Annotated in this window: 24 protein-coding genes; 2 read left to right on the forward strand and 22 right to left on the reverse strand. The window is 33.0% G+C overall.

Annotation, left to right across the window (positions count from 1 at the left end; all coding sequences use genetic code 11):
- From GTR01_RS07400 to GTR01_RS07420, 5 genes are all read right to left on the reverse strand, one after another.
- The coding region (locus GTR01_RS07400; RefSeq protein ID WP_160137224.1) for a transposase at positions 1 to 171 on the reverse strand (171 nt) is incomplete at its 3' end.
- A 445-nt stretch (positions 172 to 616) separates the two neighbouring features.
- Positions 617 to 1,483: a tetratricopeptide repeat protein gene (locus GTR01_RS07405; protein WP_160137225.1), complete on the reverse strand. Its 867-nt coding sequence runs from the start codon at positions 1,481 to 1,483 to the stop codon at positions 617 to 619.
- A gap of 230 nt (positions 1,484 to 1,713) precedes the next feature.
- Positions 1,714 to 2,217 carry a hypothetical protein gene (locus tag GTR01_RS07410; protein ID WP_160137226.1) on the reverse strand — a complete coding sequence of 168 codons (504 nt, stop codon included), beginning with the start codon at positions 2,215 to 2,217 and terminating at the stop codon, positions 1,714 to 1,716.
- Positions 2,192 to 3,538, reverse strand: a complete 1,347-nt coding sequence (locus GTR01_RS07415; protein ID WP_160137227.1) for an N-acetylmuramidase domain-containing protein — start codon at positions 3,536 to 3,538, stop codon at positions 2,192 to 2,194. Before GTR01_RS07415 ends, GTR01_RS07410 begins: the two co-directional genes overlap by 26 nt.
- Before the next feature lie 2 nt (positions 3,539 to 3,540).
- Positions 3,541 to 5,490, reverse strand: a complete 1,950-nt coding sequence (locus GTR01_RS07420; RefSeq protein ID WP_160137228.1) for a type VI secretion system Vgr family protein — start codon at positions 5,488 to 5,490, stop codon at positions 3,541 to 3,543.
- A 153-nt stretch (positions 5,491 to 5,643) separates the two neighbouring features.
- Here GTR01_RS07420 and GTR01_RS07425 point away from each other — a divergent pair, with 153 nt between their 5' ends.
- A complete protein-coding gene (locus tag GTR01_RS07425) occupies positions 5,644 to 6,189 on the forward strand; it encodes a hypothetical protein (protein WP_160137229.1) in 546 nt (181 codons plus the stop codon).
- Positions 6,190 to 6,218: 29 nt separating this feature from the next.
- On the opposite strand, the gene GTR01_RS07430 is transcribed toward GTR01_RS07425, so the two are convergent.
- The 16 genes from GTR01_RS07430 to GTR01_RS07500 all read right to left on the reverse strand — a co-directional run bounded on the left by GTR01_RS07430 (position 6,219) and on the right by GTR01_RS07500 (position 24,553).
- Complete coding sequence (locus GTR01_RS07430; RefSeq protein ID WP_160137230.1) at positions 6,219 to 6,353, reverse strand: bacteriocin-like protein; 135 nt, start codon at positions 6,351 to 6,353, stop codon at positions 6,219 to 6,221.
- A gap of 119 nt (positions 6,354 to 6,472) precedes the next feature.
- Positions 6,473 to 6,877 carry a hypothetical protein gene (locus GTR01_RS07435; protein WP_160137231.1) on the reverse strand — a complete coding sequence of 135 codons (405 nt, stop codon included), beginning with the start codon at positions 6,875 to 6,877 and terminating at the stop codon, positions 6,473 to 6,475.
- A 298-nt stretch (positions 6,878 to 7,175) separates the two neighbouring features.
- Positions 7,176 to 7,997: a hypothetical protein gene (locus GTR01_RS07440; RefSeq protein ID WP_160137232.1), complete on the reverse strand. Its 822-nt coding sequence runs from the start codon at positions 7,995 to 7,997 to the stop codon at positions 7,176 to 7,178.
- Positions 7,998 to 8,318: 321 nt separating this feature from the next.
- Positions 8,319 to 8,453, reverse strand: a complete 135-nt coding sequence (locus GTR01_RS24875; protein WP_410492573.1) for a bacteriocin-like protein — start codon at positions 8,451 to 8,453, stop codon at positions 8,319 to 8,321.
- A gap of 223 nt (positions 8,454 to 8,676) precedes the next feature.
- Entirely contained in the window at positions 8,677 to 11,508 is a 2,832-nt protein-coding gene (gene uvrA, locus GTR01_RS07445) for an excinuclease ABC subunit UvrA (RefSeq protein WP_160137233.1), read from the reverse strand.
- A 360-nt stretch (positions 11,509 to 11,868) separates the two neighbouring features.
- Positions 11,869 to 12,807 carry a thiopeptide-type bacteriocin biosynthesis protein gene (locus GTR01_RS07450; RefSeq protein WP_160137234.1) on the reverse strand — a complete coding sequence of 313 codons (939 nt, stop codon included), beginning with the start codon at positions 12,805 to 12,807 and terminating at the stop codon, positions 11,869 to 11,871.
- Positions 12,797 to 15,007 (reverse strand): lantibiotic dehydratase family protein, encoded by a 2,211-nt coding sequence (locus tag GTR01_RS07455; protein ID WP_160137235.1) that lies wholly within the window; start codon positions 15,005 to 15,007, stop codon positions 12,797 to 12,799. The genes GTR01_RS07450 and GTR01_RS07455 overlap by 11 nt, the downstream gene beginning before the upstream one ends.
- A gap of 12 nt (positions 15,008 to 15,019) precedes the next feature.
- Positions 15,020 to 16,216, reverse strand: a complete 1,197-nt coding sequence (locus GTR01_RS07460) for a lanthionine synthetase C family protein (RefSeq protein WP_160137236.1) — start codon at positions 16,214 to 16,216, stop codon at positions 15,020 to 15,022.
- Between the two features lie 127 nt (positions 16,217 to 16,343).
- Positions 16,344 to 16,496 (reverse strand): hypothetical protein, encoded by a 153-nt coding sequence (locus GTR01_RS07465; protein WP_160137237.1) that lies wholly within the window; start codon positions 16,494 to 16,496, stop codon positions 16,344 to 16,346.
- A 377-nt stretch (positions 16,497 to 16,873) separates the two neighbouring features.
- The gene (locus GTR01_RS07470; RefSeq protein ID WP_160137238.1) at positions 16,874 to 17,017 is read right to left on the reverse strand and encodes a hypothetical protein; all 144 of its coding nucleotides are present in this window, start codon (positions 17,015 to 17,017) and stop codon (positions 16,874 to 16,876) included.
- Positions 17,018 to 17,119: 102 nt separating this feature from the next.
- On the reverse strand, positions 17,120 to 17,278 hold the full coding sequence (locus GTR01_RS07475; protein WP_160137239.1) for a hypothetical protein: 159 nt from the start codon (positions 17,276 to 17,278) through the stop codon (positions 17,120 to 17,122).
- Between the two features lie 880 nt (positions 17,279 to 18,158).
- Positions 18,159 to 19,097: a terpene synthase family protein gene (locus GTR01_RS07480; protein ID WP_160137240.1), complete on the reverse strand. Its 939-nt coding sequence runs from the start codon at positions 19,095 to 19,097 to the stop codon at positions 18,159 to 18,161.
- Positions 19,098 to 19,676: 579 nt separating this feature from the next.
- A complete protein-coding gene (locus GTR01_RS07485) occupies positions 19,677 to 20,606 on the reverse strand; it encodes a DUF3829 domain-containing protein (protein WP_160137241.1) in 930 nt (309 codons plus the stop codon).
- A 25-nt stretch (positions 20,607 to 20,631) separates the two neighbouring features.
- Positions 20,632 to 22,515 carry a type VI secretion system baseplate subunit TssF gene (locus GTR01_RS07490; RefSeq protein WP_160137242.1) on the reverse strand — a complete coding sequence of 628 codons (1,884 nt, stop codon included), beginning with the start codon at positions 22,513 to 22,515 and terminating at the stop codon, positions 20,632 to 20,634.
- A gap of 24 nt (positions 22,516 to 22,539) precedes the next feature.
- Positions 22,540 to 22,980, reverse strand: a complete 441-nt coding sequence (locus GTR01_RS07495) for a GPW/gp25 family protein (RefSeq protein ID WP_160137243.1) — start codon at positions 22,978 to 22,980, stop codon at positions 22,540 to 22,542.
- Positions 22,981 to 23,140: 160 nt separating this feature from the next.
- The gene (locus GTR01_RS07500) at positions 23,141 to 24,553 is read right to left on the reverse strand and encodes an APC family permease (protein ID WP_160137244.1); all 1,413 of its coding nucleotides are present in this window, start codon (positions 24,551 to 24,553) and stop codon (positions 23,141 to 23,143) included.
- A 142-nt stretch (positions 24,554 to 24,695) separates the two neighbouring features.
- Between GTR01_RS07500 and GTR01_RS07505 the strand changes: the two genes are divergently transcribed.
- On the forward strand, positions 24,696 to 25,211 hold the full coding sequence (locus GTR01_RS07505; protein ID WP_160137245.1) for a DUF4920 domain-containing protein: 516 nt from the start codon (positions 24,696 to 24,698) through the stop codon (positions 25,209 to 25,211).
- Between the two features lie 205 nt (positions 25,212 to 25,416).
- Here the strand turns inward: GTR01_RS07505 and GTR01_RS07510 are convergent, their stop codons facing one another.
- Positions 25,417 to 26,526 carry a M14 family zinc carboxypeptidase gene (locus tag GTR01_RS07510; RefSeq protein WP_160137246.1) on the reverse strand — a complete coding sequence of 370 codons (1,110 nt, stop codon included), beginning with the start codon at positions 26,524 to 26,526 and terminating at the stop codon, positions 25,417 to 25,419.
- Between the last annotated feature and the right edge of the window lie 355 nt (positions 26,527 to 26,881).

A 26,881-nucleotide genomic window follows, 5' to 3' on the forward strand; every position in this document is an offset into this window, starting at 1 on the left:
TTTAAGTTCCTTAAGATGTTGTGCATCCATTCCTCCGTATTTCTGCTTCCACTGGTAGAAAGTAGCTGCTGAAATTCCATGCTCACGACAAATATCTTTTGTCGCTTTCCCAGATTCATATTCTTTCAGAATATTGATAATCTGATGTTCTGAAAATTTGCTCTTTTTCATAATGTTTAACAAACTAAATTTAATAATTTTAATTTGTCTGAAAAACAGGGAAGTTTACCAAAACAGGGAAGTTTACCAAAACAGGGAAGTTTACCCTTTTATATCTTCTTTGTCAGCTGATAGAGTATGTATTTTTAATATAACTCGATCGTTATTATTTGGCACTGGTTCTAATTTCTCTATTTTATATAATCTATCTAAATTAAAATTTATAGTCTTTAAGCTTAATTTGTATTTGTTTTTACTATTAATAAAAAAATACATACTATTACCCCCAACCACTTATTATAAAAAATAACATCTGGCTTTCCATCTAAATTTAAATCTGATTTAATTGAAGAGAAATTAATTATATCTTTTTTTAGATCTTCATAAGATTGTGAAAATAAATTTGTACTAAAAAAGAACAAAATAAATAATAAACTATTTTTTATTAAGGGACTTTTCATTTTATTCTTGTCCAAACATGCTGAGGAATTTTCTTAATATCTTTCTTCTGTGATTTCATTAGATCAAAATATTTTTGGTAATTTTCTTTTGCCAGTTTTTGATTTCTTACTGCCCAGTAAGCATCTGCTAGATTAAGATAGGTGACTATTCGTGTAGGGAATTTTTGAAGAATTGTTTCAAAAAAAATTATAGAAGTGCTATATTCTTTTTTCTTATAAAGACCAAAAGCAAAATCATTGAGTTTTCGTACATTATTTTCAGAAATAACTAGCTTATTAATCCATGTATTTTGAGCAAAATTAAATTTATAAAAATCAAATTTTTCATCAGTAAAATCTCTTTCATTTAATTCTATAATCTCAGGATATTCATCTTCAGAATTTTGATAATATTTTTCAATGTATTCTAAGAGTTTAAAATCTGTATTCTTTCTTAAACCCAGCTTAAAAGATGAAATAGTGTAGGATGAAGATTCTAAAGAAAAATTACAAGTAGTATAACTTAATATTTCATTTGAAAATGATAAATCTGAATACAAATTATCACATTTGCCTCCACATTCTTTGCATGGAACAACATTATCTTTATCAACTATTTTAGTGTATACCTGTTTTTTATCTCCTAAAAGAACAATTAATCTTCTTTTAGATATTGAATCTGTATTATTTACTAATAGTTCATTCTCTTTCACAGAATTTAAAATCAATAAAACATCTTTAACTTTATCATTATTAAAATCATTTTCATATTTTAAATTCACCTCAAAACCTTTAGGAATAAATGAATCTATGTTCTGTGCCAAAACATGATTATGATATGTAATAAAACATAGTATAAAAAATATTATTATTTCTTTTCTCATTTAAAAATTTCTTTAGTAATCAAAAAAACTAAAGCAAAATCTTTCATTATTAAGCTTATATTCACACTTTTTTAACATTTTTAATAAAAAAAAATATTTTTGCTTTTATATATATTTATTTCAATGGTTTATCGGAGAAAATATTTACCTGTCACATTGAAGTTATATTTCTTTACCCTAAAACAATTCCAAATAAAAATAATCGATAAATATCTCATACTATTATTTAGTTAATTAAAATAAACCTTCTTTTGATATTGTCTTTCCAGCTTTTCTTGGGAGTAATCTTCTAAATAAATATATTGTTTATTTCTAGGGGAAAAAATAATATATTTAACGATCACTTTCCCTCTACTTTTTTTATTTTCAACTTTATTAAAAAATTTACTCTGAACTAATAATACTCTATTATTAGATATACTAAATGTTATAAGATTATTATCCATATTAATTACAAACTCAGAATTTTCACCCTGTTCAATAGAAATATATGGATCCCCGTTTATTCCACCACAATTTCGACATGGAATAATATTTTTGTTTGTAGACAATAATATATTTTTATTCTTATAAACCTCTATAGATCTGTTTATAGTATCATTTTTTTCTTGAACGTATATATAATATTTTCCGTTATTTATAGTAATAGAATCTAATTTCTTTTCCTGTGAATAGAAACTAGAAAATATAAATATTAAAACAATAAGGTTACTTTTTATTAGCAAATTCTCCATAATATTTTTTTATATTCTTGGCGTAATCAGGATTTATAGTTTTCCAGGAAGACCCGTTGTATAATTTTGCGACTGTTTCCCATTCATGATTTCTCAATGCTTTAGTCATCCCATTTGTATTTTTTAAATAACCTTTAAACAATCTAAACTGTTGTATCTCGCATGTATTAACAGCTTCTTCCAATTCTCTAGGACTTGAAAAAGCGCCTGCATAACTCGCTCCTAAAACTTGAAATTTCCCCCATGAACACGCTTTTATAGCAGAATCATAATCAATTTTTTTCGCTTTTTCTAATTTTGTATATTGGGCACTAAATAACCCATATCCACCTTGGTTAGGATTTACTAATTCTGGATATTTTTTATTTAACACATTTAATTCTTCTTTAGATTTATGGAGATCTTCTTTTAAATGCTTCCACATTTTGTGCCTTTCATATAGTATTGTGGCTTGACCTTCTTTCCAAAAACTACTTTTATGTGTTTCTTGTTTAGCAATGGCCAGCATAGTTGCTTTCTCAATATTTAATTCTTCTGCAGCCTCATCATACATTTTATTAGGAATTGCCGTACCCTTTCCTAAGCAAGATTTTTCAACAATACCTTGATTAAAGCAAAAACACACTTTTCCATCTATCAACTCAAACGGTTTCTTATAAGAAAAATTCTTAGGATCATTGGCATCATCTCCATCATATTTCACTTCTCCATCGGCATCTAATACTTCCACATGAAAATAAAGCTTGATTTTTTTGTCTCTTGTTTTTGTTAAAATCTCTTTCCAATTTCTCTTTTCAGCGTCTGTTTTAGCTTCTAAGGTCATTTCCTTCATGGCTATATTTTCCAAAGCACGAAGATTAGAGGCATCATATTTATTTTTAGCATCTTCACTTTGGGTAATTTTACCTACAGTCATTTCTGCTACACTTAAAGCTTCTACCTTTTGATCTTTATCTGTAAGCTGCTTTTCAATACCCTGCCTTACTTCAACTTTAAGTTTCTTCCCTGTTAAGCCTATAGTTTTTACTTTTAAAAATACACGTTCTCCCAATGAGAAGCTATTAGAGATTGGCAAAGCCATTACCTTTTTGGTTTTATCAGCTGTACTTTCTTTGATTTCCTGTTTAGCAAAACCTACTTCTACCACTTCAGCTAATGCATTGGGTAAAACCATATTTTCATAATCCTTATAGATCGTATTACTAGCATTCCATGTTGTAAGACTTCCTGCACTGAAGCACATATTACCATCAAAGGAATGAATAATCAAATCCTCATCACTAGTATAGGAGATTTTACCATCACAAATTACAACTTTCATAATTAATGATTTTTAGATTTTTCTCCACTTTGTGCATAAAGTTCAGAAGAGGAATTCAACTTTATATTCTGCTGGCTGTTCATTTCAAGTTCTTTGGAATGTACTTGTCTCCCTTTTTCTGTATGTGATTCTATATTTCCTTTAACATACTCAGTTAATTTTCCTGTCACCATCACATTGGCATCTCCCATTACTGAAGTTAATTTCAAGGCTCCCACACTTTCGCTATGATTCATCGTCACCGTATCTGTTTTATTCATTCCAACACTGGTAGACATATTTTGTCCCACATTGATATTAAGATTTCCGCCTGCATTAAAGTTGATATCATTGGGAGCAGATACTGTAATATTGCCTTTTCCATCCATGAAATAGTTATTACCGCTTGGGTCTACAATATTTACGCTTCCTTCGGCATCATTCATCAGAATACGGATACCGCTTCTGGTCTGAATAGATTTTAAATGATTATTCACTCCACCGCCAAGAGCAACACCGCCATGGAACATTCCGCCCATCACGAAAGGACGGTCCGGATGGTTATGTACAAATCCTACCATCACCTGATCTCCCACTTCCGGAATGGCTACATAGCCTCTGTTTTGGGTGATCTGATCTGTTCCTCCAGCATCGGGGCTCATTACCCTGATAAAATCTGTGGTTTCATTAAGCTGCCAAAGGAACTTTACTTTTACTCGTCCCTGTCCCAGCGGATCTTCATTGGAAATTACTACGGCTGGCTGTGTTTCTGCAAAAGGAGTTTTAAATTCAGGCTTTGGGATAAATCCTGTATCAGAAGCAATAGCTTCAAAGCTTCCTTTATAATGGCCTAAGGTATCAATCTCATGGGTTACCTCTGTCATCATCAATTTTGTGAAATATCCTGTTTTGCTGGAATCGGGTTTTCTGAGGTAAAGATCTGCGGTACATCCGGGATATAGAAACGGCATTGTGGTATCACCGGATACTACAAATACATCTACTCCTTTACTTCCCCATGCTCCCGTTTGGGAATTCACCACATCCATATCAGTAGCCGCCCTGATGGGAGCCGACTGAAGTGAAGGGGTTTTAAAAATACCCTCATTATTTGAATAAGCCTTTTGGGCAAGATTTCCCATATGCTTTATCGGCGTTTCTCCTGAAGTAAGCATGGTATTTTTACTGCTGTTATAGCCATAATAATTCGGTTGGGTATGCAGTGCGCGGAGCTCGGTATGAATATTTGAAGCATTGCTTCCGCTTATCAGCTCAAGAGGTGCAGCCGGAGCCGGCATATTTCCGAAATGCAGTACTTCCCCATCATAGAAAAACTGTTCACCATAGGCTTCTGCCAATCTGCATAAGTAATTGTAATGGGTTTCGTTGTATTGAGAGCTGTAGATAATTTGTGATGAGGCTTTGGCATTTACTCTGAAATCATACCAAAACGGATCTATTCCCTGCTTAATGACCTCATCGGCTATAATTCCCGTATTCACGGGTTGTGATCCTCCAAAGCTCTGGGTATGTGGAGATCCGTCTAAAAGAATGGTAGGGCTAAAGCCTTTTAAAACAATATTTCCCAAGCTGTGAGCTTCCTGGCTGAAGCCTACTTTGGTAATGATTCCTACAAAAACTCTTTCAGGACTGTTTTTGGTTTCAAAATCTTTGTAAGCAATTTTGATGGTAAGGCGTTTTCCTAAAAATGCATTGGCCTGTTCCAGCTGATGTCCCTGTTTTTCGGATAAAGCATCATGAGCCAGCGTTAATTCAAATTCGTGATGGGTTACAGCACTTTGCTTTAATTTGAAATGTTTAAAACTGGAAATGATTTCGCCATTGATTACTGCGGAAAGCTTGACAATACGGTTGATTCCTGCCGTGTTATTTTCTTTCACTGCCTGAGCGTTATCAGGAGCTTTGTATCCGTCACTAAAGGATACACGTTCTGAGGTTGTATTTTTTTTCATGTTGTGTTTTTTTGTGTTATTCAGTCTTTAATTATCACAAATATAGGAAATATCATAACAAATACGAGACCAATTTCGTTAAAGAAATCCCTCACAATGCCTTACCAAGTAGGTTTTGGTACACTTTTGGGATTTCAAAATTAATATCTGATTATGACAAAGTCTTTTTTTTACTATTTAAGTTGTGTTGTATGTTTTGCCTCTTGTAATACAACGACCTCACCATCCATTGAGGAAAAACATATTACTGAAAAGGTAAACCGGCTCTACCATCAATATGGCTCATCCAATGAAGCTATTTACCGCCAGCCTGTATCAAACACTCTGTTTTCTCCGGAGCTTAAGAAAACGATAGAGACAGCAATAGATGTTTCAAAAGCTGATATTGAAAAAGTGAAAAACAGTGATCATCCTGATGAAAAGCCTTTGCTATTTGAAGGAGCTATATTCTCAAGTTTATATGAAGGGTATACCGGATATACCATTAAGAGGATTAATATTCATAACAACGTAGCAGAAGTAATCGCTCAGTTTGAATACAACCTGGTATCACCAAAGCTTGTATGGACAGATACTATACAACTGATTAACATTGATAAAGACTGGAAAATAAATAATATCATTTTCGATAAAAAAGTAAATCATTCTACAAATCTCACAATGAGTTTGAATGATTTTATACGATCTGCGAAACAATAAAAAAGCCGCTTAAAAAGCGGCTTGATTTGTTATGGGCACTGAACGATTGGAATATCGCTGCAAATTACTTTATTTGCCCATTCGCAAAAAGTACAGTATTTTTTAGGCTCTCCTCCGTACACTGACTTCAAATCTACTTTAGTCAGTTTCTTTAAATTTTTCATATAGTTCTAATTTTATGGTTTTGTAAAATTAAAACGAATATCATTATCTATTATTACAGTTTAACACTTATAATTTTCATTATTTACACTTTTTAACTGAATATATTAGTCTACCGATATTATCGGTTATGAATTTCTACAGTAACAGGCATCACGTAGGTATAAGCCACCATATTGTCTGTCAATTTATTACGGTCTACTCTATAATCCAAATCGCTCAAAACCGTTTCAATTTCTTTGCTTACCGTCTTACAATCTCCGCTGGAATGGACGTTCACGATTTTCCCGTTCTTGGCAATATCAAATTTTACCACTGAATTTACAGTCCCTTGTTTATATTCGGGATTATCCAGATCAAAATTGGCCATTAATTTATTTCTTATATCGCTAAAGGTTTCGCTTTTACTCAACTGGATTGCCTCTATGGTATTCTTATCTGTAGTTTGTGCATTAGCCTGGTTCATTACAGAAACAAATCCGGTAACGAAAAGTGAAGCGATCAATATTTGAATTTTATTTTTCATAACTATCTGGTTTTAAATATTATACTAAACTTATTCTGTATCTCTTAACCAAAGTTATTAAAAATAATTCATATTAATTTTACATTGAGTTAACATTGAGTTAACATTAAAACTTAATTAACTGATTATCAGTGCTATAAATTTTTAAATAATTGGAAATTTAATATTGGAATGCTGCTTAGCCTCTTGAATATTTAAAATTTAAGTCTTTTTATTCTTATTTTCACAGCTAATGAATGATATTGTTAACAAAAAAATCGTCTATTATAGACGACTTATAATCTCAACATATTTACGATTAGAGACAGGGCAAACCAAGAAGATCCATTTCTGAGCTCCAGAGTAGATTTACTTTTCCCATAACATCAGTTTCAAAAATGGCTCTTTCCGGAAACTGGCAATTGGAACCTGACTTTTTATCATGCCATTTAAAATCATCATAATAAGTGAAATAAAGGTTTTTATAATTTCCATAAACAATGGGATTATAGTTTCCGAACCCATAGTTGTTTTCTGTACTTTCTTTGGCTGCTGATTTTTTGATTAACCGATTGATCTCCGAATAACGATCACCATATTTCAACGGAATTACTTTTTCTGAAGCAATCAACGGATTTCCAATGAGATTTTTATCAACATTCAGTATGTAAGCAATATAATCGTTTCCACATTCTGTAGATTGGAAAACAACCCGTCTTATACTACACTTCTGAAAAGATTTTGTTCCATAGACAAAATAGGAGTCCTTCATTTCTTTTTTAAAGGTGTCTTCAAATCTTTTATTATAATACAATGGGCCTACAGAAAGGGTATCATAATATTGGTAATCCTTCATATCTTTTCCATATATCCAGGGAATGGAGTCTTTAGCCAGAAATATTTCATATTTTTTGGATAACGGATCATCCTGAGCACCAAACTGAGCGGGAAGACAGATCGCTATATCTTTATTGGTAAGCTGATATACCCCAAAAACTGTGTTTTTATCCAATTGATATTCCGGTTCTATGGTCATACTATCCTTTTTTTGAACCATTGTTTCTGGTGCTATAAGTCTGGATTCCTCTTTCTTACAGGATAAAAGAAGTGGAACTACTGCCAGGATGATGTACTTTTTCATGATTAAATGTTTGAATTGGCTGGGATAAAAATAAAAAAAGAGTCTGCTTTCGCAAATTCTATTTCATCGTTTTACATTTTAAAAATCTACTATAGTCCGGTAAATATTTTTTTTTTGAGTTATGGTAATTATATTCTGATTTACAGGTATCTATAAGTTTAAATGATTGAAGTTCTGCCACTCTTATAGAAAGTTGTTGAGTTTTTAACTCTACTGAAATTATAATCATCTATAATTCAATCAATTAATCAGTGAAAGTATTTGGACAACTCCATTCTTTTTATTAAAAATAAGCCGCTTACAAAAAGCGGCTTGATTTTTTTAAGGACATTGTGGATTTGGTCCACATACCACAAGATCAAAAAGGCATACCTTACAAATTTGGATTGGTACAGAATCACCACCTCCAAATACAGACTTCAATTCTGAATTGTTTAATTTTTTTAAATTTTTCATAATAAAATATTTTGTTGTTTGGTATTGTAAAGTTATTCCATTTTTTATTTTTTTTTTTTACAGTTTCATATTTATTTATTATATAATCTACATATTATCAATAATAAATAATTATCAATAAAAACAGTCCACTCTATTCAATAGATTATTCCATATGTTTTTGTTGTAGTATGCTAAAAAATTTTGATGATTCTTATGGGCTAGTTTAACTATATCGAAAACCTTACTCCAATTCTCTCTTCAAGAATTTCCCGGTCAAGCTCTTCTTAGACTTCACAATTTCTTCAGGAGTTCCCTGTGCAACAATCTGTCCGCCATATTTTCCTCCTTCAGGGCCAACATCAATAATATGGTCTGCTAATTTAATAACATCCATATTGTGTTCAATAATAATGAATGAGTTTCCTAGTTCTACCAATTGATTGATGGCATCCATCAGGATCTTAACATCTTCAAAATGCAATCCTGTTGTTGGTTCATCAAGGATATAAAGGGTATTTCCGGTTTGTTTTTTTGCCAGTTCTGTTGCCAACTTAATACGTTGAGCTTCTCCTCCTGAAAGGGTTGTTGATTGCTGCCCTAAGGTAATATATCCCAACCCGACATCCTGTAATGTCTTCACTTTAGCAAAGATCTTTGGAATCGGCTGGAAGAATTCTACGGCTTCATCAATCGTCATATCCAATACATCGGAAATAGATTTTCCTTTGTAACGAACTTCTAACGTTTCTCTATTAAAACGTTTTCCGTTGCAGGTTTCACAATGAACGTATACATCCGGAAGGAAATTCATTTCAATCACCTTTAATCCTCCCCCCTGACAGGTTTCACATCTTCCGCCTTTTACGTTGAAGGAGAATCGTCCCGGTTTATATCCACGGATTTTACTTTCCGGCAATTCTGCAAAAAGGTTTCTGATGTCTGTAAACATTCCCGTATAAGTCGCTGGGTTCGAACGGGGTGTTCTTCCGATTGGAGTCTGATCTACGTCTACAATTTTATCAATATTATCAAGCCCTTCAATCTTTTTGTATGGTAAAGGTTCCTGAACTGCTCTATAGAAATGTTTATTAAGGATTGGATATAATGTTCCGTTAATCAGGGATGATTTTCCACTTCCTGAAATTCCGGTTACCACCACCAATTTACCCAGTGGAACATCCAAAGTAACATTTTTCAGGTTATTTCCTGTTGCTCCTTTCAGAACTATATTTTTTCCGCTTCCTGCTCTTCTTTCAGTCGGAATTTCAATTTTTCTTTTTCCGTTAATATACTGAGCGGTAATGGTATCTGCTTTTAAAAGTTCTTTGGGTTTTCCCTGCCAAAGGATTTCGCCACCAAACTTTCCGGCTCTTGGGCCAATATCCAATATCTCATCAGCTTCCAGAATCATATCTTTGTCGTGTTCTACAACCAAGACAGAGTTTCCTATATCTCTAAGGTTCTTTAAGGAATGAATCAATCTTTCGTTGTCTCTCTGGTGAAGTCCGATACTTGGTTCATCCAGAATATATAATACATTCACCAGCTGAGATCCAATCTGTGTTGCCAGACGAATCCTTTGTGACTCTCCTCCTGAAAGGGTTTTTGAACTTCTGCTTAGACTTAGATAATCCAATCCTACATCCAGTAGAAACTGAAGTCTGGTTTCAATTTCTTTTAAGATCTCGTGAGCAATGATTTTATTTTTCTCAGAGAATTTGTCTTTAACATCTGCCAACCATTCTTTTAAATCAGCTAAGCTTAATGCATTGACCTCAGCGATATTTTTTCCATCAATTTTAAAACTTAAGCTTGAAGGCTGAAGGCGGGTTCCGTTACATTCCGGACATGTTTCTTCTGTAGTGAAGTGTCTTTCCAGTAAAATTGCTTCATAAGACTCTCTCTCGTCAATAATTTCTTCCATGAAAGCGATCAAACCGTCAAAGCTGATCTTAATTTTCTTGGTAATTCCTGCATATTTCAGGTCTTTATTGAATTCTTTATGACATCCGTTATAGATATAGTCCAATGCTTCTTCCGGAATATCCTGTAATGGCGTTGTCATTCCCAACCCAAAGATCTCAAGGATATTTTTGATCTGAGCCAGAATCCATTTATTAGACTTAATATCTTCTAACGGTAATAAACCTCCCTGATTGATAGACAGTTTCGGATTATCAATAAAATAATCTGTATTAATTTTTTTGATTGTTCCTAATCCTTTACAGGCAGGGCAGCTTCCTTTTGGAGAGTTGAAAGAGAATGTGTTAGGTTCCGGTAACGCTAAAGAATGTCCTGTCTCAGCATCCATCAGGTTTTTGGAGAAGTATTCAATGTCTGTGCTTCCCAGTTTCTGAATTCCGATGATTCCCTCACCCATTTCCATGGCAGTACGCAGGGATTTTTCCATCCTTCCTTCGGAGGCATTTTCGCCGATGATCCAACGATCGATCACAATATCAATATCGTGGGTTTTATAACGGTCAAGTTTTAAATCGTATTCAATATCCTGAAGCTCACCATCAATTCTTGCCTGCCCGTATCCTTTTTTGGCCATCTGCACAAAAAGTTCGTGATAATGTCCTTTTCTGGAACGTACTACAGGAGCCAAAAGCATGATCTTTTCTCCTTTATAGTTTTCCTTAATGGTATCAAGAATCTGATCTTCAGTATAGCTTACCAATTTTTGACCTGTAGATAAAGAGTAAGCATCTGAAACTCTCGCATACAAAAGACGAAGGAAATCATACAGTTCTGTAACGGTTCCTACAGTAGAACGAGGATTTTTATTGGTTGTTTTCTGCTCAATGGCAATTACGGGTGAAAGCCCTTCAATTTTATCTACATCCGGGCGCTCCAATCCTCCTAAAAACTGGCGGGCATAAGCAGAGAATGTTTCTATATAACGACGCTGGCCTTCTGCAAAAATAGTATCAAAAGCCAAGGAAGATTTTCCACTACCAGACAGCCCGGTAATCACTACCAGTTCGTTGCGTGGAATTTTAACATTTATATTCTTTAGATTGTGTTCACGTGCTCCGTAAACTTCTATATATTCTGTTGATTTGCTCATAATTTGGAGTGACTTTGCCTGAAAATCACAACGTGCAAAATTACGGAAATTTTATGGATTTTTTTTCATTTTGAAGGGGTTAAAATTTTCATAATAGGAGTTTGTTTTACTGAATACTGTGATATTATTTATGGCAATGGTATTTATAAGTTTGGGTTAAAGCCTATGGATGGTTGTTATTGAAAAAATGGGCTAAAGCCGGTTTCTATTGAAGTTGATTCACCACAGATAACCCTGATTTCAAAGATGTTTGTGATGGTGATCATCCTGAATATGTTTAGCTTTAAGAAAAAATGAAAAGCCGTATTTCTACGGCTTTTTATTTTCAAACTGATAGTTGACCTGCAATCTATCCTTATCTTATATTGAAACCACTTCCGGCTTGCTTAATTCTTCTTTTACAGCTTTTACAGCGTCTCTATGATTCTGTTTCCTAGCAATCAATCCGGCATAATATCTTTTCATAAAATCGTACAATATAAGCTCATGCAATCTGTTCTCGGCTGGAATCAATCGATTAAGTGTCATATGGATAAGGTCTGTTACAATATAAGTATTGAGTTTCTTTTTTGATTGAATCTCTTGCATTAATGACACAATAGGCAATAGTTCTTTATATCTGTTCTTACAAATATGATATAAACTTTGATAATTCTGCTCATCAATCAAATCCACACCGGATAATACAGCATCTATTTTTGTTTTATTTTCTCTGTACTTTTCATTAAACTGTTTGGAATTGTACATATCAAATCCAAATTCTTTTTTAAAACCATCACTCATCATAGTAATGATTTTCAGTTTTTCACTTTCTTCTTTACAGAATAAATCCAGGTTGTCCTCAATCAGTTTCAATCCTATGATCCATTTTACATCTTCAGGAGTAGTAAACCGGGCATTAATGGTTTTCAGAATTTTGATAATATAATCACTATCAATATGAAAAAAAGATTCTGCCTGATCTATTAAATGAATATTATATCGTTCTATTTCACGGTTGTACGTGTCTATCTGGATTTTCCATATTACATTATTTTTCAGATTTCCGGATAATTTTTGGTTAAATAGCCCCATGATCTCACCCAGATATTTAGCTTCCGTAATATGCAGCCTGACCCTTATGTGAAAATGAGGGTCTGCATATCTGATAAAAAAGAACTGATCAATATATTGTTTCCGTTTCAGATCAAGAATTAAGGAATATATAGTATTCAATAATAGTTTATCTGCCGTTTTATAGCCTGTATAGATTTTAAGATACAGCCATTCTGATCCTGGTGCGTATTTTCTAGTCTTCATGATTTTTAAATAATGGAAGGATAATCTGATTTCTATAAGGGTTTCCTGAACGATCTTTTACAATTGCTGTTTTATCATTGAATAAGAATTCTGTGATGTTAAACTTTTCTCGACGTTTCAATATTGATAAAAATACATTGATGCTATGATCGTTATGGAAATCAACAAACATCTCATTATCACTTTCTGCAATAAGAATATAACGTGGTATATTTCTCTCTTTCATCCATTGGGTAATGATCTTTCGCTTTGTAGTGCGATTGGTACCTTCTTCAAGAATGTTGGTAAGTTCTGCTTTTACAATCTTCCAGCTTGCCAATCGTAAAATTGTGTTTTTATATCTGATTCGTGGAATATAATTAAGATTAACATCAAAGCTTGAGTCGAGTATAATTCCTTTGAAAAGGAAGTTCTGTTGCTGCAGATCACATAAAAATTTATACACCGCAAAAGAGGAAGAACCATAGTTATGTGCCGTTGTGAGAATAGGCAGAATTTCTTTTTTCAGTTTTTTAGATTTGAGAACAATCTTATCATTTTGTATAGATATCATGATATCAGACAAAGGGATTACAAATTTTTGATCCAAATCTGAATGAGACAGACATGTGATTTCATACTGAGTCAATCTCGGTCTTATTGAAATATTCCCTACGCGTGGAGTCTCGGACAGATGAGATAATTCTACCAACTCAGTGCTGCTTTGTTCCTGCTCTGTTTTGATTAATTGCTGTACATATTCTTCAATATCCTGATCAAGACGTGAAAACCGACTCATTAATTTCGCCCCGGATCCACTCCCTATAAGCTGTAAGTGAATCACTTGATTATTGTCAGGATCATTAATAACCTCAAACAATGTATTCAAAATAGATGGTTTTTCAACAGGTTTTTCAGAATCTAAAAACGGAAAATCTTGATCTGAAATAACAATTTCATCCTGTTGCTGTTCTTTAGCGATCATTATTTTTTCAATAATAACATCTTGTATCCGATCGCCCTTTTTCTGCTCTTGGGGTTTTACAGGATTAACGAGTACAAAATTTCCTATTAATGAATTGCTATAGTCTTTTCCTGTATTCTTTGTTGCCGGATACCCAATTCCCAGTTCTGGATCCAATGCCTGAAGAAGAGGAATTTCTTCTGTTTCATATCTTTCCTGATACTCTTTTTTAAAAGCATTTAAATAGGTGTTTTCACGCATCTCCACACCTAGTTTCAAAAGAAAAGAAACGGTATTTAATAACTCATGAGTATGCTCTCTACTCAAAGAAGAAGACTGAAGTTTTCTGGAAGAATCGATCTGAATAAGAAATTTTCTGTCAAAAGGAATATTGATGCTCTCTACAAATTTCTCTATGCCTATAATATCATCTACTTCTATTAACGTACTTTTTTGATTCAATTGATTCAATAGGAATTTTAGCTGCTTAAGCTGTCTATAAACTTCATGATCTATATTTCTTGTTTCAAATGTTTTAAGAATTTTTTCCAAATAATCTCTACCAATTAAAGTAGGCTCCAGCTCACTTATTAAAATTTGAGAGTCAATAATATTATCAATGTATTCATATAAACTTTCGTCTTCATCATAGCCTTCTGCTACAAGGATATTCACAATTTCTTGGTAACTGATTCCATTTTTGGCTGATAACAGGATCTTTTTCAAAACAAAGCTTCTATCCGTAATTGAAATTTCGTATTTGATCACATCTTTCATGTATTTTTTTTCTATAAAACGATATTTATTATCAGAAAGATGAAGACTGTCATTAATATAAAATAAAGAGCTCTTTCTTACTTCCGAAAGATTTTTGAGATAGACAAAAACATCGTACAGATACTTCATATCCATTCTTATTTTCGAATGAACCTCTTCACCAAAAACAATATTGTCCTGGTCACCTATGGTTCCTAAAGATACTCCCGAAAATAATCCAAAGGGAGTAGATCGGGATCTTATTCTGCTCCAGTATTTATATAGTGAAATATTAATTTTTTCTATTGATTTTTCATCCTTTATTTTTCCTTCTTTACATTTTTGCAATTCTTCTGACAATACTGGTGAAGCCACCCATAGGGAAGGCGTAAATTCTTTACAATCATAAATATCATCAAGCTCCCAACCATTATCATATCTGAAAGAAACAAATGGATATCGAAGGATAAACCGATCGGATACTGAATATTCTCTTTTCATAATTGTAGCAATTTATAGTAATAAAAATTTTGGCCAATCTGTTTTATTTTCTATCATTGATAACAAGACCAATCCTACTCCGCAAGTTCCTTCCAACAAGCTGGATTTATTAGTATATTCTTTATTAACCGGATCATAAGCTACTCTTGAAAAATGTTCAGGATCTTCTTTGTAATAATCAAACGTTATGTCAATCCAGTGTTTTGCTGCTTTAGCATATTTTTCATTCCCTGTTTGTAGAAATTCATTATAAAATACCAATGCTACTCCTGAGCTTCCATGGCATATCCCTGCATCTAACACCCTGATATCAGCATCTGTTCTTTGGGTTGAAAATTCTAATATTTCTGTAGATTTTTCCCTCCACAAATGATTATTAAAAACTTCTGAGACTTTTCTTAGCATAATGGCAATCCCCAGATCTCCATAGCACCAGGACAATCTGCTTCCATTTAGATGTTCTTTTTCATTTTCAATGGAAGTAAAAGGAAAATAAGAATGATAGAAGGCAGGATCAATTTCCTGTGTTAAAATAAAACCTACTGCCCCTTTTATCAGTCTTGAAATATTATATTCGGTTTGAAAGTCGGCTTTATATACTTCCAATAAAAACAGAATAATACTTACCATACCATGAGACATGGAGATATTCACTTCATGTTTTTCATTTTCCCATTTAATTGTGTTATTCTCCTGTATGGCAGAATCATTTAGGAATTCTAAAAGATGATGCAATGCTTTTTCCGAAGAGAGATCTCCTTCTTTACATCTTTCCAGAAAATAAAATCCTATTCCTAAAGCACCATGCAAAAAATCATAATTTTTTGCTTTGATACAGGAATCAAGCTGGCTAATCAGCCAACTGTGAATCTGATCATCTACAAAATCAAAACGTTCATACGCTGTATTGGTTTGAGATTCTATATAATCAATTCCCAGACAAACCCCTGCTAGTCCTGAACAATAACTATAAAAAACATTTCCCTGTTCTATAGATTCAAATAAGTGGTCAATATGGTCTGGAATATATTCTTTATAATGATGATTTATTTTTGAGTATTCGTGTAAAAACAAAATTTCTCCCATTGAACCGGACAGTAAACCGAGATCAGAGTTTTTATTTTTATTAACAATTCTTAGAGCGATTTGCAATAACACCCTTTCTATTGTATTCTGCTTTTCATCCGTAATGTTTATAATTTGTTCCATTTCTAAAAGATTAATCAGTAAAAGAGGCTGTTGTTAACAGCCCCCTCAATGGTTTTTATGGTTGATATTTACGTTGTTCTGCATTCAATAGAGAAGCAAGTAAAAGTCCATTTAAAATGTTAAATGTTTAGAATTCTTGTAGACAATATTCACTACAATATATTCCTTTTGTAGTGATTTCCTGTTGATATAATCCGCCACCATTAACTGTTTTTTTTACTGTTTTATCCAATAGAACTACAGTCTCTTTGGAAAATTTTAATGTTTTCTTTGGTTTCATAATAAATAATTTTAAGTTTGGTTTTAATAATTTTACCTTACCGAAGTAAGTAATGGGCTCATTTAATGAATTAAATACAAAAATAATGAGCATAGGAATTGCTATAGGCAGAGATCATATTCACTGTATACTCCTGAATATTTATTTTCTTTTGTCTGAAATTTTCTCCATAAATTGTTTTTTTACTGTTTTATCCAATAGGATCATTGACTCTTTGGAAAATTTTAAACTTTTTATGGAATCAAATCCTTTGCCTGCCTGATACCAGGCATAGGATCTGATAAAGAAGAAAAATAATAGGTTAACAGCTTCTTCTCATCTATAGTTTGTAAAAGTATTGAGTATATTACTGACAGTTGAAATCATCCATTGATGATCTATTTTAGACAGTTAGGAGTATAAGTATAACAAGTGAAAGAATCTATCCTGTTCATCTGCCCTCCATTAATGGATTTCTTTGCTGTTTTATCCAATAAAGCTACAGTCTCTTTGGAAAATTTTAATGTTTTCTTGGTTTTCATAATTTAATAATTTTAAGGGGTTAGTGAGAGTAATATATCTGCTTGTAACAGCTACATTACTCTTTTAATTAAATACCAGTTTTTCTATTTGTGTTGGTATGATTAGCACCAGCAGTTAGAAAAACCACCGGTAATACAGATTGGAGGGCTACTTGTATCGACATTGAGCTGTTTAGCACCGCCATTAACTGTTTTTTTTGTGGTGTTGTCTAAAAGAGTTACAGTCTCTTTTGAAAATTTTAATGTTTTCTTTGGTTTCATAATGTAATAAATTTGTGGTTGGTAGTACTTATTTATCCTGTTTATAGAGTAACAGGCATTATATACATTTAAGAAATTAAATGTCAAGAGCGTGAAGCAACTGCCTACAGCAAGTTTGTGTGGAAGAGACAAAAAAGCATCATCAGCTGCTCTATACTGTGCACAAGTATTTTAAAATTTTTAATCCATTCTATCCTGAAATGAATTGCCAATATGATCAAATCTATGAATAGAGATCCAAAATCTTTATGGCAAAACAGAGAGTAGATTTAAAGATCTTGTAAACAAAAGCAGCACGGTACACAAAGCTTTATAGTTTACAATTTTTTATCATTTTAGTTAGATAGTCTATACTATTATTCGTTTATTCCCTTGTTTCATTTTGATATAGTAAAATTATAATGATTTTTTTAAAAAATTTTATATCATTCAATTTTGTTGTTTCATAATTCCCATTATAGAGATTCAAATCACACGTAGGCATTTGTACTACAGCATATTACACAATTAAAAATAAATTTAATATCATTATAAATGTATGATAAGCATAAAAAAGTGCCCTATTTCTAGAGTACTTTATAGAGTGAAAATGAGCGTCGTTTTTTACAACGAATCAAAAAATTATTTAACAAAAGAGTTGTACGCTCCAAGCACACATTCATAAGAAGAATCGATCTGATTAATATCGCTATCCTGAATTTTTCCTTTCTCTTTAGCATCACGGATCAGCTTCTTGTACAAACCTAAAAAGTAGATGCATTTTGGTTAAAATATTTAAACTGAGATTTTTTAAATGTTGATTTTCTAAGAATTTTATCTTAATAAGACTATTAAAAAGGGTTACACAAGTTTATTGTAAAAATTTAGTGTAATATTATTACTAGATTTTATCTTTACAGTATCTTTTTGTAATCTTATGATACCATACGTCCTGCCCTTTCAATAAGAACTCAAGATTAAGAACATACCTGTTAACCTCTTCATTATAAACCCCAAAATCTGGCAGATTTTGCCTCAACCGTAGAAATTGAGCCAAGTCATTATTATGAATTTTAACCGCTACCTCACGGGCCTCTTCAAGAGAGCAATTTCTTTCATTTTGAACAACCAACACCAAATTCATCGATTCCATTTTCTCTAGTTCCCGTTCTACAGAATGAATATCATTATAGCATGCTCCCATTGAACCAACTAATCGACGAAGCTGTTTAATATAAGGATGTGAAATGATCTCGTCCGGAATAAGAAAATTAGCAATCACCTCTACCACAGTACATATTGCTTCACCTCCAAATATTTTTTCACGAATATATTGATATTCTTCAAAGGAAGGATATCTTGCAGTATCTTCATTATTATATTCATATTCTAAGCACATTCCTTCAAACCATGTTTGGCAGCTATTAATAAATCTATCCATCCAAAATGGGTTTACTATTGAGTAGAACTCATTTCTCATGTTCTCAAATTGTTTAAAAATTTCAATATCATTTTCTTCAGATGAAACTCCCGAAAGGATATCAATGACTTTCTGACATGCCTTTTTTAATTCATGTAAAGAAAGTTGATCACAAAAGTCATCAAAACAAAATATAAGAATTATAAACCTACTTACAGGAGCAATGCTTTCCAGATTAATATTCGGAAAAATGTCCGCAGTTAAAGTTCCAAAATGAGAACTTTTATAGGTTTCTTTAAGGGATGGTGAAAAACAATCGAATTTTTCGATTTCTTCCTGAACAAAATGTTCAATGAGCCTCACATGTGGGCTGGTTTTAAGTACAAAAGGATACTCAAGATGAGGAACTTGTGATTTCATATTTGGTGTTATTAGAGTAATTTTAAATCATATTTTGGTCAGTTAATTCTATAAACCTTCAGGAAGAATATGCCTTATTAACACCTACAAGTCCCTTCCCCTTTAAGAGTAAGCGTTGGAACAGCATTACCTTCCCCTACAATTGTTTTTTTAGCGGTCTTATCCAAAAGAATTAGGTTTCTTTGGAAAATTTTAATGTTTCCTTTACTTTCATAATAAATAATTTTGGTTGGTTAATACTACTCAATAAGTACAAGGGCTTATTTTATCCCGCAAATTATATGGTCTGTAAGTTCTACAAGTTTTCGGGGGCTACAAATAAGACCTGAAGCCCTACTTCATTTTAATATAGTAAAATTATAATGATTTTTTCATAGAGTTTTATATTATTCTATTTCGTTTTTTCATAATTCTCATTATAACGATTTAAATCACGCGTAGACATTTGTACTTCAGTAGATTACACGATTAAAAATAAATTTAGAATCCTTATACCCATAATGAGCATAAAAAATGCCCTATTTCTAGGGCACTTTATAGAGTGAAAATGAGGGTCGTTTTTTACAACGAATCAAAAAATTATTTAACAAAAGAGTTGTATGCTCCAAGCACACTTTCATAAGAAGAATCGATCTGATTAATATCGCTATCCTGAATTTTTCCTTTCTCTTTGGCATCACGGATCAGTTTTCTGTAGAGATCCAAAAAGTTAGAAGCATTTTTATTGAAACTTTCAAATTGCGACTTTTTATAAGAATACTGCTGATCTTTCACATCAAAGTTTAGCTTGGCATTGGCTTCTACCGCTTTGGCAAATTCATCATACTTTTTCTGAGCTTCCGCTTCGTTGAATTGTCCTGAATATTGTTTTCCTAAAAGATCAATCACAGAATCCATAGAATTCATCACGTTTTTGGAAGAGATAATATACTCTTTCATGGGATGATCTTTTAAAATAACCTCTTCTGCTGCATCTGTAGCAGGTTTAATCTTGGTCATGATATTTTCTCCGGCTACATAAAAAGCGCTGGCTTCTGCTTCAATTTCTTTTCTGATGGCTTCAGCTTTAGCTCCTTTATCATCTTTATAATCTTCCGAGGTCATATAAGACTTCAGTTCTTCGATTTTTTTATCAATATTTTCCTTTTTAGTCTTATAAATATTGAATTCTTTTTCAATAGCAGTCTTTTCTTTATCAAACCCTGATGGAATTTCTTTAATTTTTGAAAAAGAATAATCCATAGAAGTCAAAGTAATAGGCATAATCAATACATTTTCACCTTTTGATTTAGCTACTGATGCATCTGCATATTTTAAGATTCTCTCAATATGTTTAGATGTGCTTTTATAAGAATCTATAAAGTTGTTATTAAAATCAATAATAGCATTCGCATCTGCCTCACTTCCCATGTTTAAAACTGTATTTCCTAGTTTTCCGGCATCTTTACCACAGCTTACTACTGTAGCGGTTAAAGACAGAGCCATTGCAAGTACAATAATCTTCTTCATATTTTTATATTTTAATTTCCAGATTTTACATGTCCTGGAATTCGACATCTTCATTAGTTACTTTTACCAGATATTCAATCCCGTCTATTGCTTTAGCGATAATCTGGTTTCTGGTGATATTGGCCATATTCTCCCAATATGCTCTTCCATAGAAGGAATAATTTTGCGGAACAATTTCTACCTCAACGGTTCTTACGAAACCTTCTTTAGGTTTGTTACTGATCATTGTTCCTCTTCTTACCCTTACTTCTCTCAATTCATCTTTCAGGATCATTCGGCAATAGTTTTTAACATCTTCAAGGGAGATAATTTTATCTCTTGTCGTTAATGCATATTTATAAGCCTGAATACTATCTGTTCCTTTTTGTTCTTCAGCACCGCCTAACGTTTCTGTAAGCAATACTACCGTCTGAGATTTCAGCTGATTAGAAAGTTCCGTTCCGGGGCGCATGTGATTGGCAAGGGTACAATGGGTGATCCAGAAAGAGGCATACGTATGGTCTGTTTTTTCTACAGGTTCCATGATGACATAGTTCAGTTCCTGTCTGATGTTTCTCTTGGCATTGTTTACTTTCTGTACCATAGATTTCATCTTGTCCGACATTTCGCTAAGCACACCTTTTACATTATCTCTGTTTAAAAGTGAAAATGCAGCAATCTCGTCTCTTGTCAGTTCCAGGACATTGGCAATCATATCCACAGCATTTCTGCTGGTGAAGCGTTCCATTCCTCCTTTTCTTACAGTATACAATCCTTTTTTAAGGTCATCAGCCGGAGTAAATGGGATTTCAGTATATTTTCTTCCGTCTCCATCCTGTACATCATCTACATATAAAAAATGTTCACCTTCGTCTGTTACTAAAGGAATGTTATTTCCCATAATATCAAGACTGTACTCTGTTTTCTTCCAACCTCTGTTATAGATTGGGAAGGCATTCAGTACAAATGAGAAATTATCAAGGATCTCTGCTGAGAATTGTGGTGGAAATTCAAATGTAAGCCATAAATAGCGCTTATTATCCAGATATTTTACAATCTCTTCTTTTCCTGCAAGAAAATCAAGGTTCTGCGGAAGTTGTCCCGGTTCTGAAAACAAGCTATTAGAAAGACCTGTGATTTCAATGAATTTATGGCGATAGATACTTTTAATATCTTCAATTACTTTATTGCGGATAGACTGTTCTTTGAACATTTGCTCATAACCATCCGGAGTAGTCTCTGAAAGATAGCTCAATCCCTCTCTTACAAACAAAGGATTTCCGTTACTCGAAACAGTAATATAAGGTAATAGTTTGTATACAAAATCCAGATGTTCAAAAGCTGGATTAGAGCAGAATATGCTCATGTATTTCGGAAAATATTCGCTTACATATTTACTCACATCTACTCCTACTGTGATCTTTCTGTAATCCTCAGGTCTTCCGTTAAATCTTGCAATAGGAATTTTATTGAATCGATCATCAATACTGTAGCAGGTATTTCCTACAAACATTACTGAAGTGTGAACTTTATTAATTCTAACATTCCCTACCGGAGTAAAAGGAATATTAAGCTGCTTATCGGATTCCGATTTTACAGTAGAAGTCATTTGCTTGCGAAAGAAAAATTCTGTGTGCTCCAACAAAACTTCAGTAGAATCATAAGGCTGCGTAAAAGCCACCGCATGAGCCGGAATAGGATGAGTATAAATAGAAGGTGTTAACAGCTTTGCTAGTTTTTCAAGAATTCGGGCATTTACTGTTTGTATTTCATTATTCGCTTTAAAAACTTCTGTACTGAATGCATCAATCAATAGTTTAACAAATGGATCTAAAGACTGCGGACTTTTTAAGCCCCATACTTTAGTTGCATTCTGAAGCATTCTTGCTTTTACAGATTCTTTGGAATAAATATTTTGATCTAGGTTCATAATTTTTTTTCTCTGTTAAAAATATTAATCAATAGACATTGGGCTCAGGAATAATTCGGTTGAAAAACTGAAACGTTCTCCTGTTTCCTCCATCTTGGCATTGATGGCAATTCTTACTTTCTTTTTGATTTCTGTGTGTTCTTTGGTATCGTAACTGTGTTCTACAAATTGAATATGGGCATCGATCTGCGGCTGTACAATTCTTGGTTCATATTCCTGAATCTGCCTTCTTAGACTTTTAACGAAAACGTTTTCCCAAATGGCACTGGTCACTCCATTATCAAATTCAAGGTTCCAAACATCGTTTCCATAGTTTTCATCGTATCTGTTCTCTCCTTTTTTAGTTGTGATCAGCAGCATAATATTGTGAGCAATACTTTCTCCCATATCGCAGGTATCGATACTTCCCCCTTCTGTCATTAATGTAGACGGTACAAAGGGCATTCTGTAATTTGGTGTATCCATAACTTCTTGTTTTTTACTTCATGGTTCCGCTTATTTAAAAACGGAATACCAAAATACACATTTTCACTAAATAATTACCATAATAAATTAAAATATTATTCAAAAGTAAGGGCCTTCAAACTGAATTGAAAGCCCTAAAACTATTATATATAATGTTAATCTATTGATCTGCTTTTCTCCTATTGATGAAATAGTATACCGGAAGTCCCAATAGTACCAGTAAAAATCCCGGCCATGTGTATTGTTGTTTGTATATTAATAATAAGATACAGAAAACTGTTCCTATGATAAGGTATATAATTGGTGTCACGGGATACAACCATGTTTTGTAAGGTCTTTCCAAACCGGGTTGTTTAATTCTTAAATAAATAACTCCGAAAACCGTAATCATATAGAACAGAACGATGACAAATGAAATCATATCCAACAAATTTCCATACTGCCCGCTCAAACATAATAAAGAAGCCCAGATTCCTTGCATCCATAATGCATTTTCCGGTACTTCATTTTTATTATTCTTTTCAGCTGATTTAAAAAACATTCCGTCTTTTGCCATTGTTTGAAATACCCTTGCTCCGGCTAATATCAATCCATTATCACATCCAAAAGTTGAAATCATCACCAACAAAGCTATGATAACTGTTCCTGCACTCCCAAAAATATTCTGTGAGGCTGATACAGCAACTCTATCATTAGTGGCAAAAGCAATACTATCTCTGTCTAATGCATTTAAATACACAAAATTAACGGCTATATACAAAATCATTACGGCAGAAGTTCCGTAAATCATTGATTTTACTACATTTCTCTTTGGATTTTCAATCTCTCCGGAAACAAAAGTCACACTTTCCCAAGCTACAGAACTGAAAACAGAACCTACCATTGCAGCTGCAATACCTCCCATTAAAGTCATTCCGCTAATAGGTTCCCAGCCTTCTTTAAGAAAATTTCCACTCAGATCCTTTTTCAGATTATTAAAAGAATCCATTCCAAGACTAAAATTTTCGGATAAATGGGAGAAATCCACCAGGATAAATCCCGCAGCAATCAGCCCTAATAAAGCTAAAATTTTAGATCCTGTAAATATATTCTGTAAAAATTTGCCGCTTTCAACTCCTCTTGTATTAATATAAGTAAGTAAAAGAATCACTGCAATAGCTAAAATTTGTATCCATGTAATCTTAAATTCCCCACTTTGAAAAATAGGTGCTGCATCATTAAGTGATGGTACAAGATATGCTGTAAATTTACCAAAAGCCATTGCTACAGCTGCAATTGTTCCTGTTTGTATTACAGTAAATAATCCCCAACCATACAAAAAGCCCATTCTTCTCCCGAAGATTTCTTTCAGATAGGTATATTGACCACCAGCCTTTGGAAACAGGGCAGAAAGTTCACCATAGCTTATCGCTGCGGCCACAGTCATTATTCCTGTTATAATCCAGACCACAATCAGCCAGTAGCCGGAGCCCAGATTACGCATCATATCAGCGCTTACGATAAAAATTCCACTTCCGATCATAGATCCCATTACAAGCATAATAGCATCCCATAGTTTCAGTTTTTTCTGCATAGTCAAGTATAGAGGTCAAATATAAACAAATCTACCTTTCATTTTGAATTTTATTAAAAATTTACACAAGCACTTGTTTATTATTAATTTTTATCGATTTATGATTCAATATTAATTAGTATTTTTGAAAAAAATATTAAACATGAAATTCAAAGCTATATTATTTGCTGTGGCTGTAAGTGCTTCTTCACTGGCTTTTGCTCAAGAAACTTCACAAAAGAAATTTTCACCACCCGCAGGAAATGCTCTTGTAGGTGATACGTATGGAGCCGGAGTGGCTGTCAATACAGAATCTAAAGCCATTACAGTAGACAAACTGGGTAAAAAGCTTAAAAAGGAAAATAAAAAGCTGGAAAACGTAGCTATTAAAGGAAAAGTAACCGATGTATGCGAGAAAAAAGGATGCTGGCTGACTATTCAAACCGATGATAACTCGCAGTTTTTTGTAAAAATGAAGGATTATGCCTTCTTTGTTCCCACAGCTTTGAAAGGTAAAAATGTAGTTCTGGAAGGAAATGCGGAAAGAAAAGTAATTTCTGTAGATGAGCAAAAACATTATGCTGAAGATGCTAAGAAACCACAATCAGAAATTGATGCCATTACACAACCTAAGGAAGAAATCAGATTCCTGGCAAGCGGAATTAAAGTAGTAAACTAAGTTTTTTTTCTAATTGAAGAAAATATCAAATTCTCTAGTAGATTTTGCAGATTACACAAATTTAAAAAATTAAGGAAAAGATAATCCGTATTTTGCCATTTCCAAGGATTTAAACTGTAATTCTCCTACTATATTATTGATCCGATTTTCTATTGTAGAAAAATATAAAAATAAAATTCGGCAGCCCTTTGGGCTGCCGAATTTGTTAATCTTCTATTGTAAAATCCACTACTGAATCCAGCTTCGGATATTTAGTAGCAGAAATGAATTTCTTTCCTGTACAATCTATTTCCCTCCACCCTTTTCTTTTTTTCACATCACCTGCTTCCATCACAAAAGGAACAAAAGAGATCTCATCTTTTCCGTCCTCTTTCAATTCTCTATACTGAACGGCAATATCTAAAATACATTCGTGTTCTGTATTCAGTCTTACATTTCTATAGATAATATCATAGTGGGTTTCTTTATTTTCCGGAATGTCCAAATACGTTTCCCAGCCTGTAGTATCTGAGTTCAATTCACTGATAGCTTTTAGAGCATAATACAAGGCAATCGTATAATACTTTCTGGTTCCTTTTCTTGTATAGTCGTCTACAAAATGTCCTCCTTCAAATAGTATCGTAGGCATTCCCGCTTTTATAAAATTATCGCCTGTAGAGGTAGGGTAAAATTCATCAGAATATCTTCCGATCTGATTTGGGATCATTTCCTTTAAATGGGTATAAATACTTCCGATAACTGCCATGCATTTTTTTCTGTTTTCAGTAACGGTACGTTCTACATTTTCAGAAGGAGCTAAAAAAGAAAGAGTAGCCGGATGAATACCGTCTGTTGTAAAAATGGTTCTCTGCTCATGAAGGTTTAATGCATAATCATACTTCTTGGATGCCGCTGCATTTTTCAGAAATTTAATTTCCTTACTAGCCTCATTATGGAAATCTCGGTTGAGATCAATATCAACGGCATTAAGCCTTGTCCATTTTTCAGATCCGTCAGGATTCAGCATAAAAATAAAATCCAGTCTTATTTTACTGAATAAGTCATCCTTCATTTCAGGAGCTTTATCAAGGCTTGTTAAAAGATCAAGCATTGCATGGGTAGCATTAGATTCATTACCGTGCATTTGAGACCAGGCTAATACCTGAATGTTTCCGGTTCCGATGCTTACCTGATAAATCGGTTTCTCTAAATAAGATGTTCCGATCACCTGAATATAATCGCTGAGATTCGCCTGTAGGTAAGAAAATAATTTTTCAGGGGAAATATAGCGATTTGAGAAATCGGGGGTCTGAGAATAAATCTGTTCAAAGTTCATTGCGGGAAAAATAATTTACTGGAATCAAATTTAGCCATTTTAAGTCACACCGTGAGTATTAACATTTGTAAATAACGTAAATTCCTGAAAAACTTTTGTAATTTCTGTAAACAAAGTTAAATTCACAGAAGTTAATATTTGACATTTAGATGTTGTGAGGGTATTAACATAAGTAACATTGTTAAACAGCACCTACAGACATATTGTCTGTTGATAAAAATGTGGATTGCGAATAATTTAACGCCATGTATTTAAATTACATAAATTCAATTAGTTATGAAATTTATTTAAATAGTATTTGTAACAATACTTGAAGTGATAAACAGTCGTATTTAAGCCAAATATGCATATTTTT

The organism is Chryseobacterium sp. c4a (assembly GCF_009900745.1).
GTDB lineage: Bacteria > Bacteroidota > Bacteroidia > Flavobacteriales > Weeksellaceae > Chryseobacterium.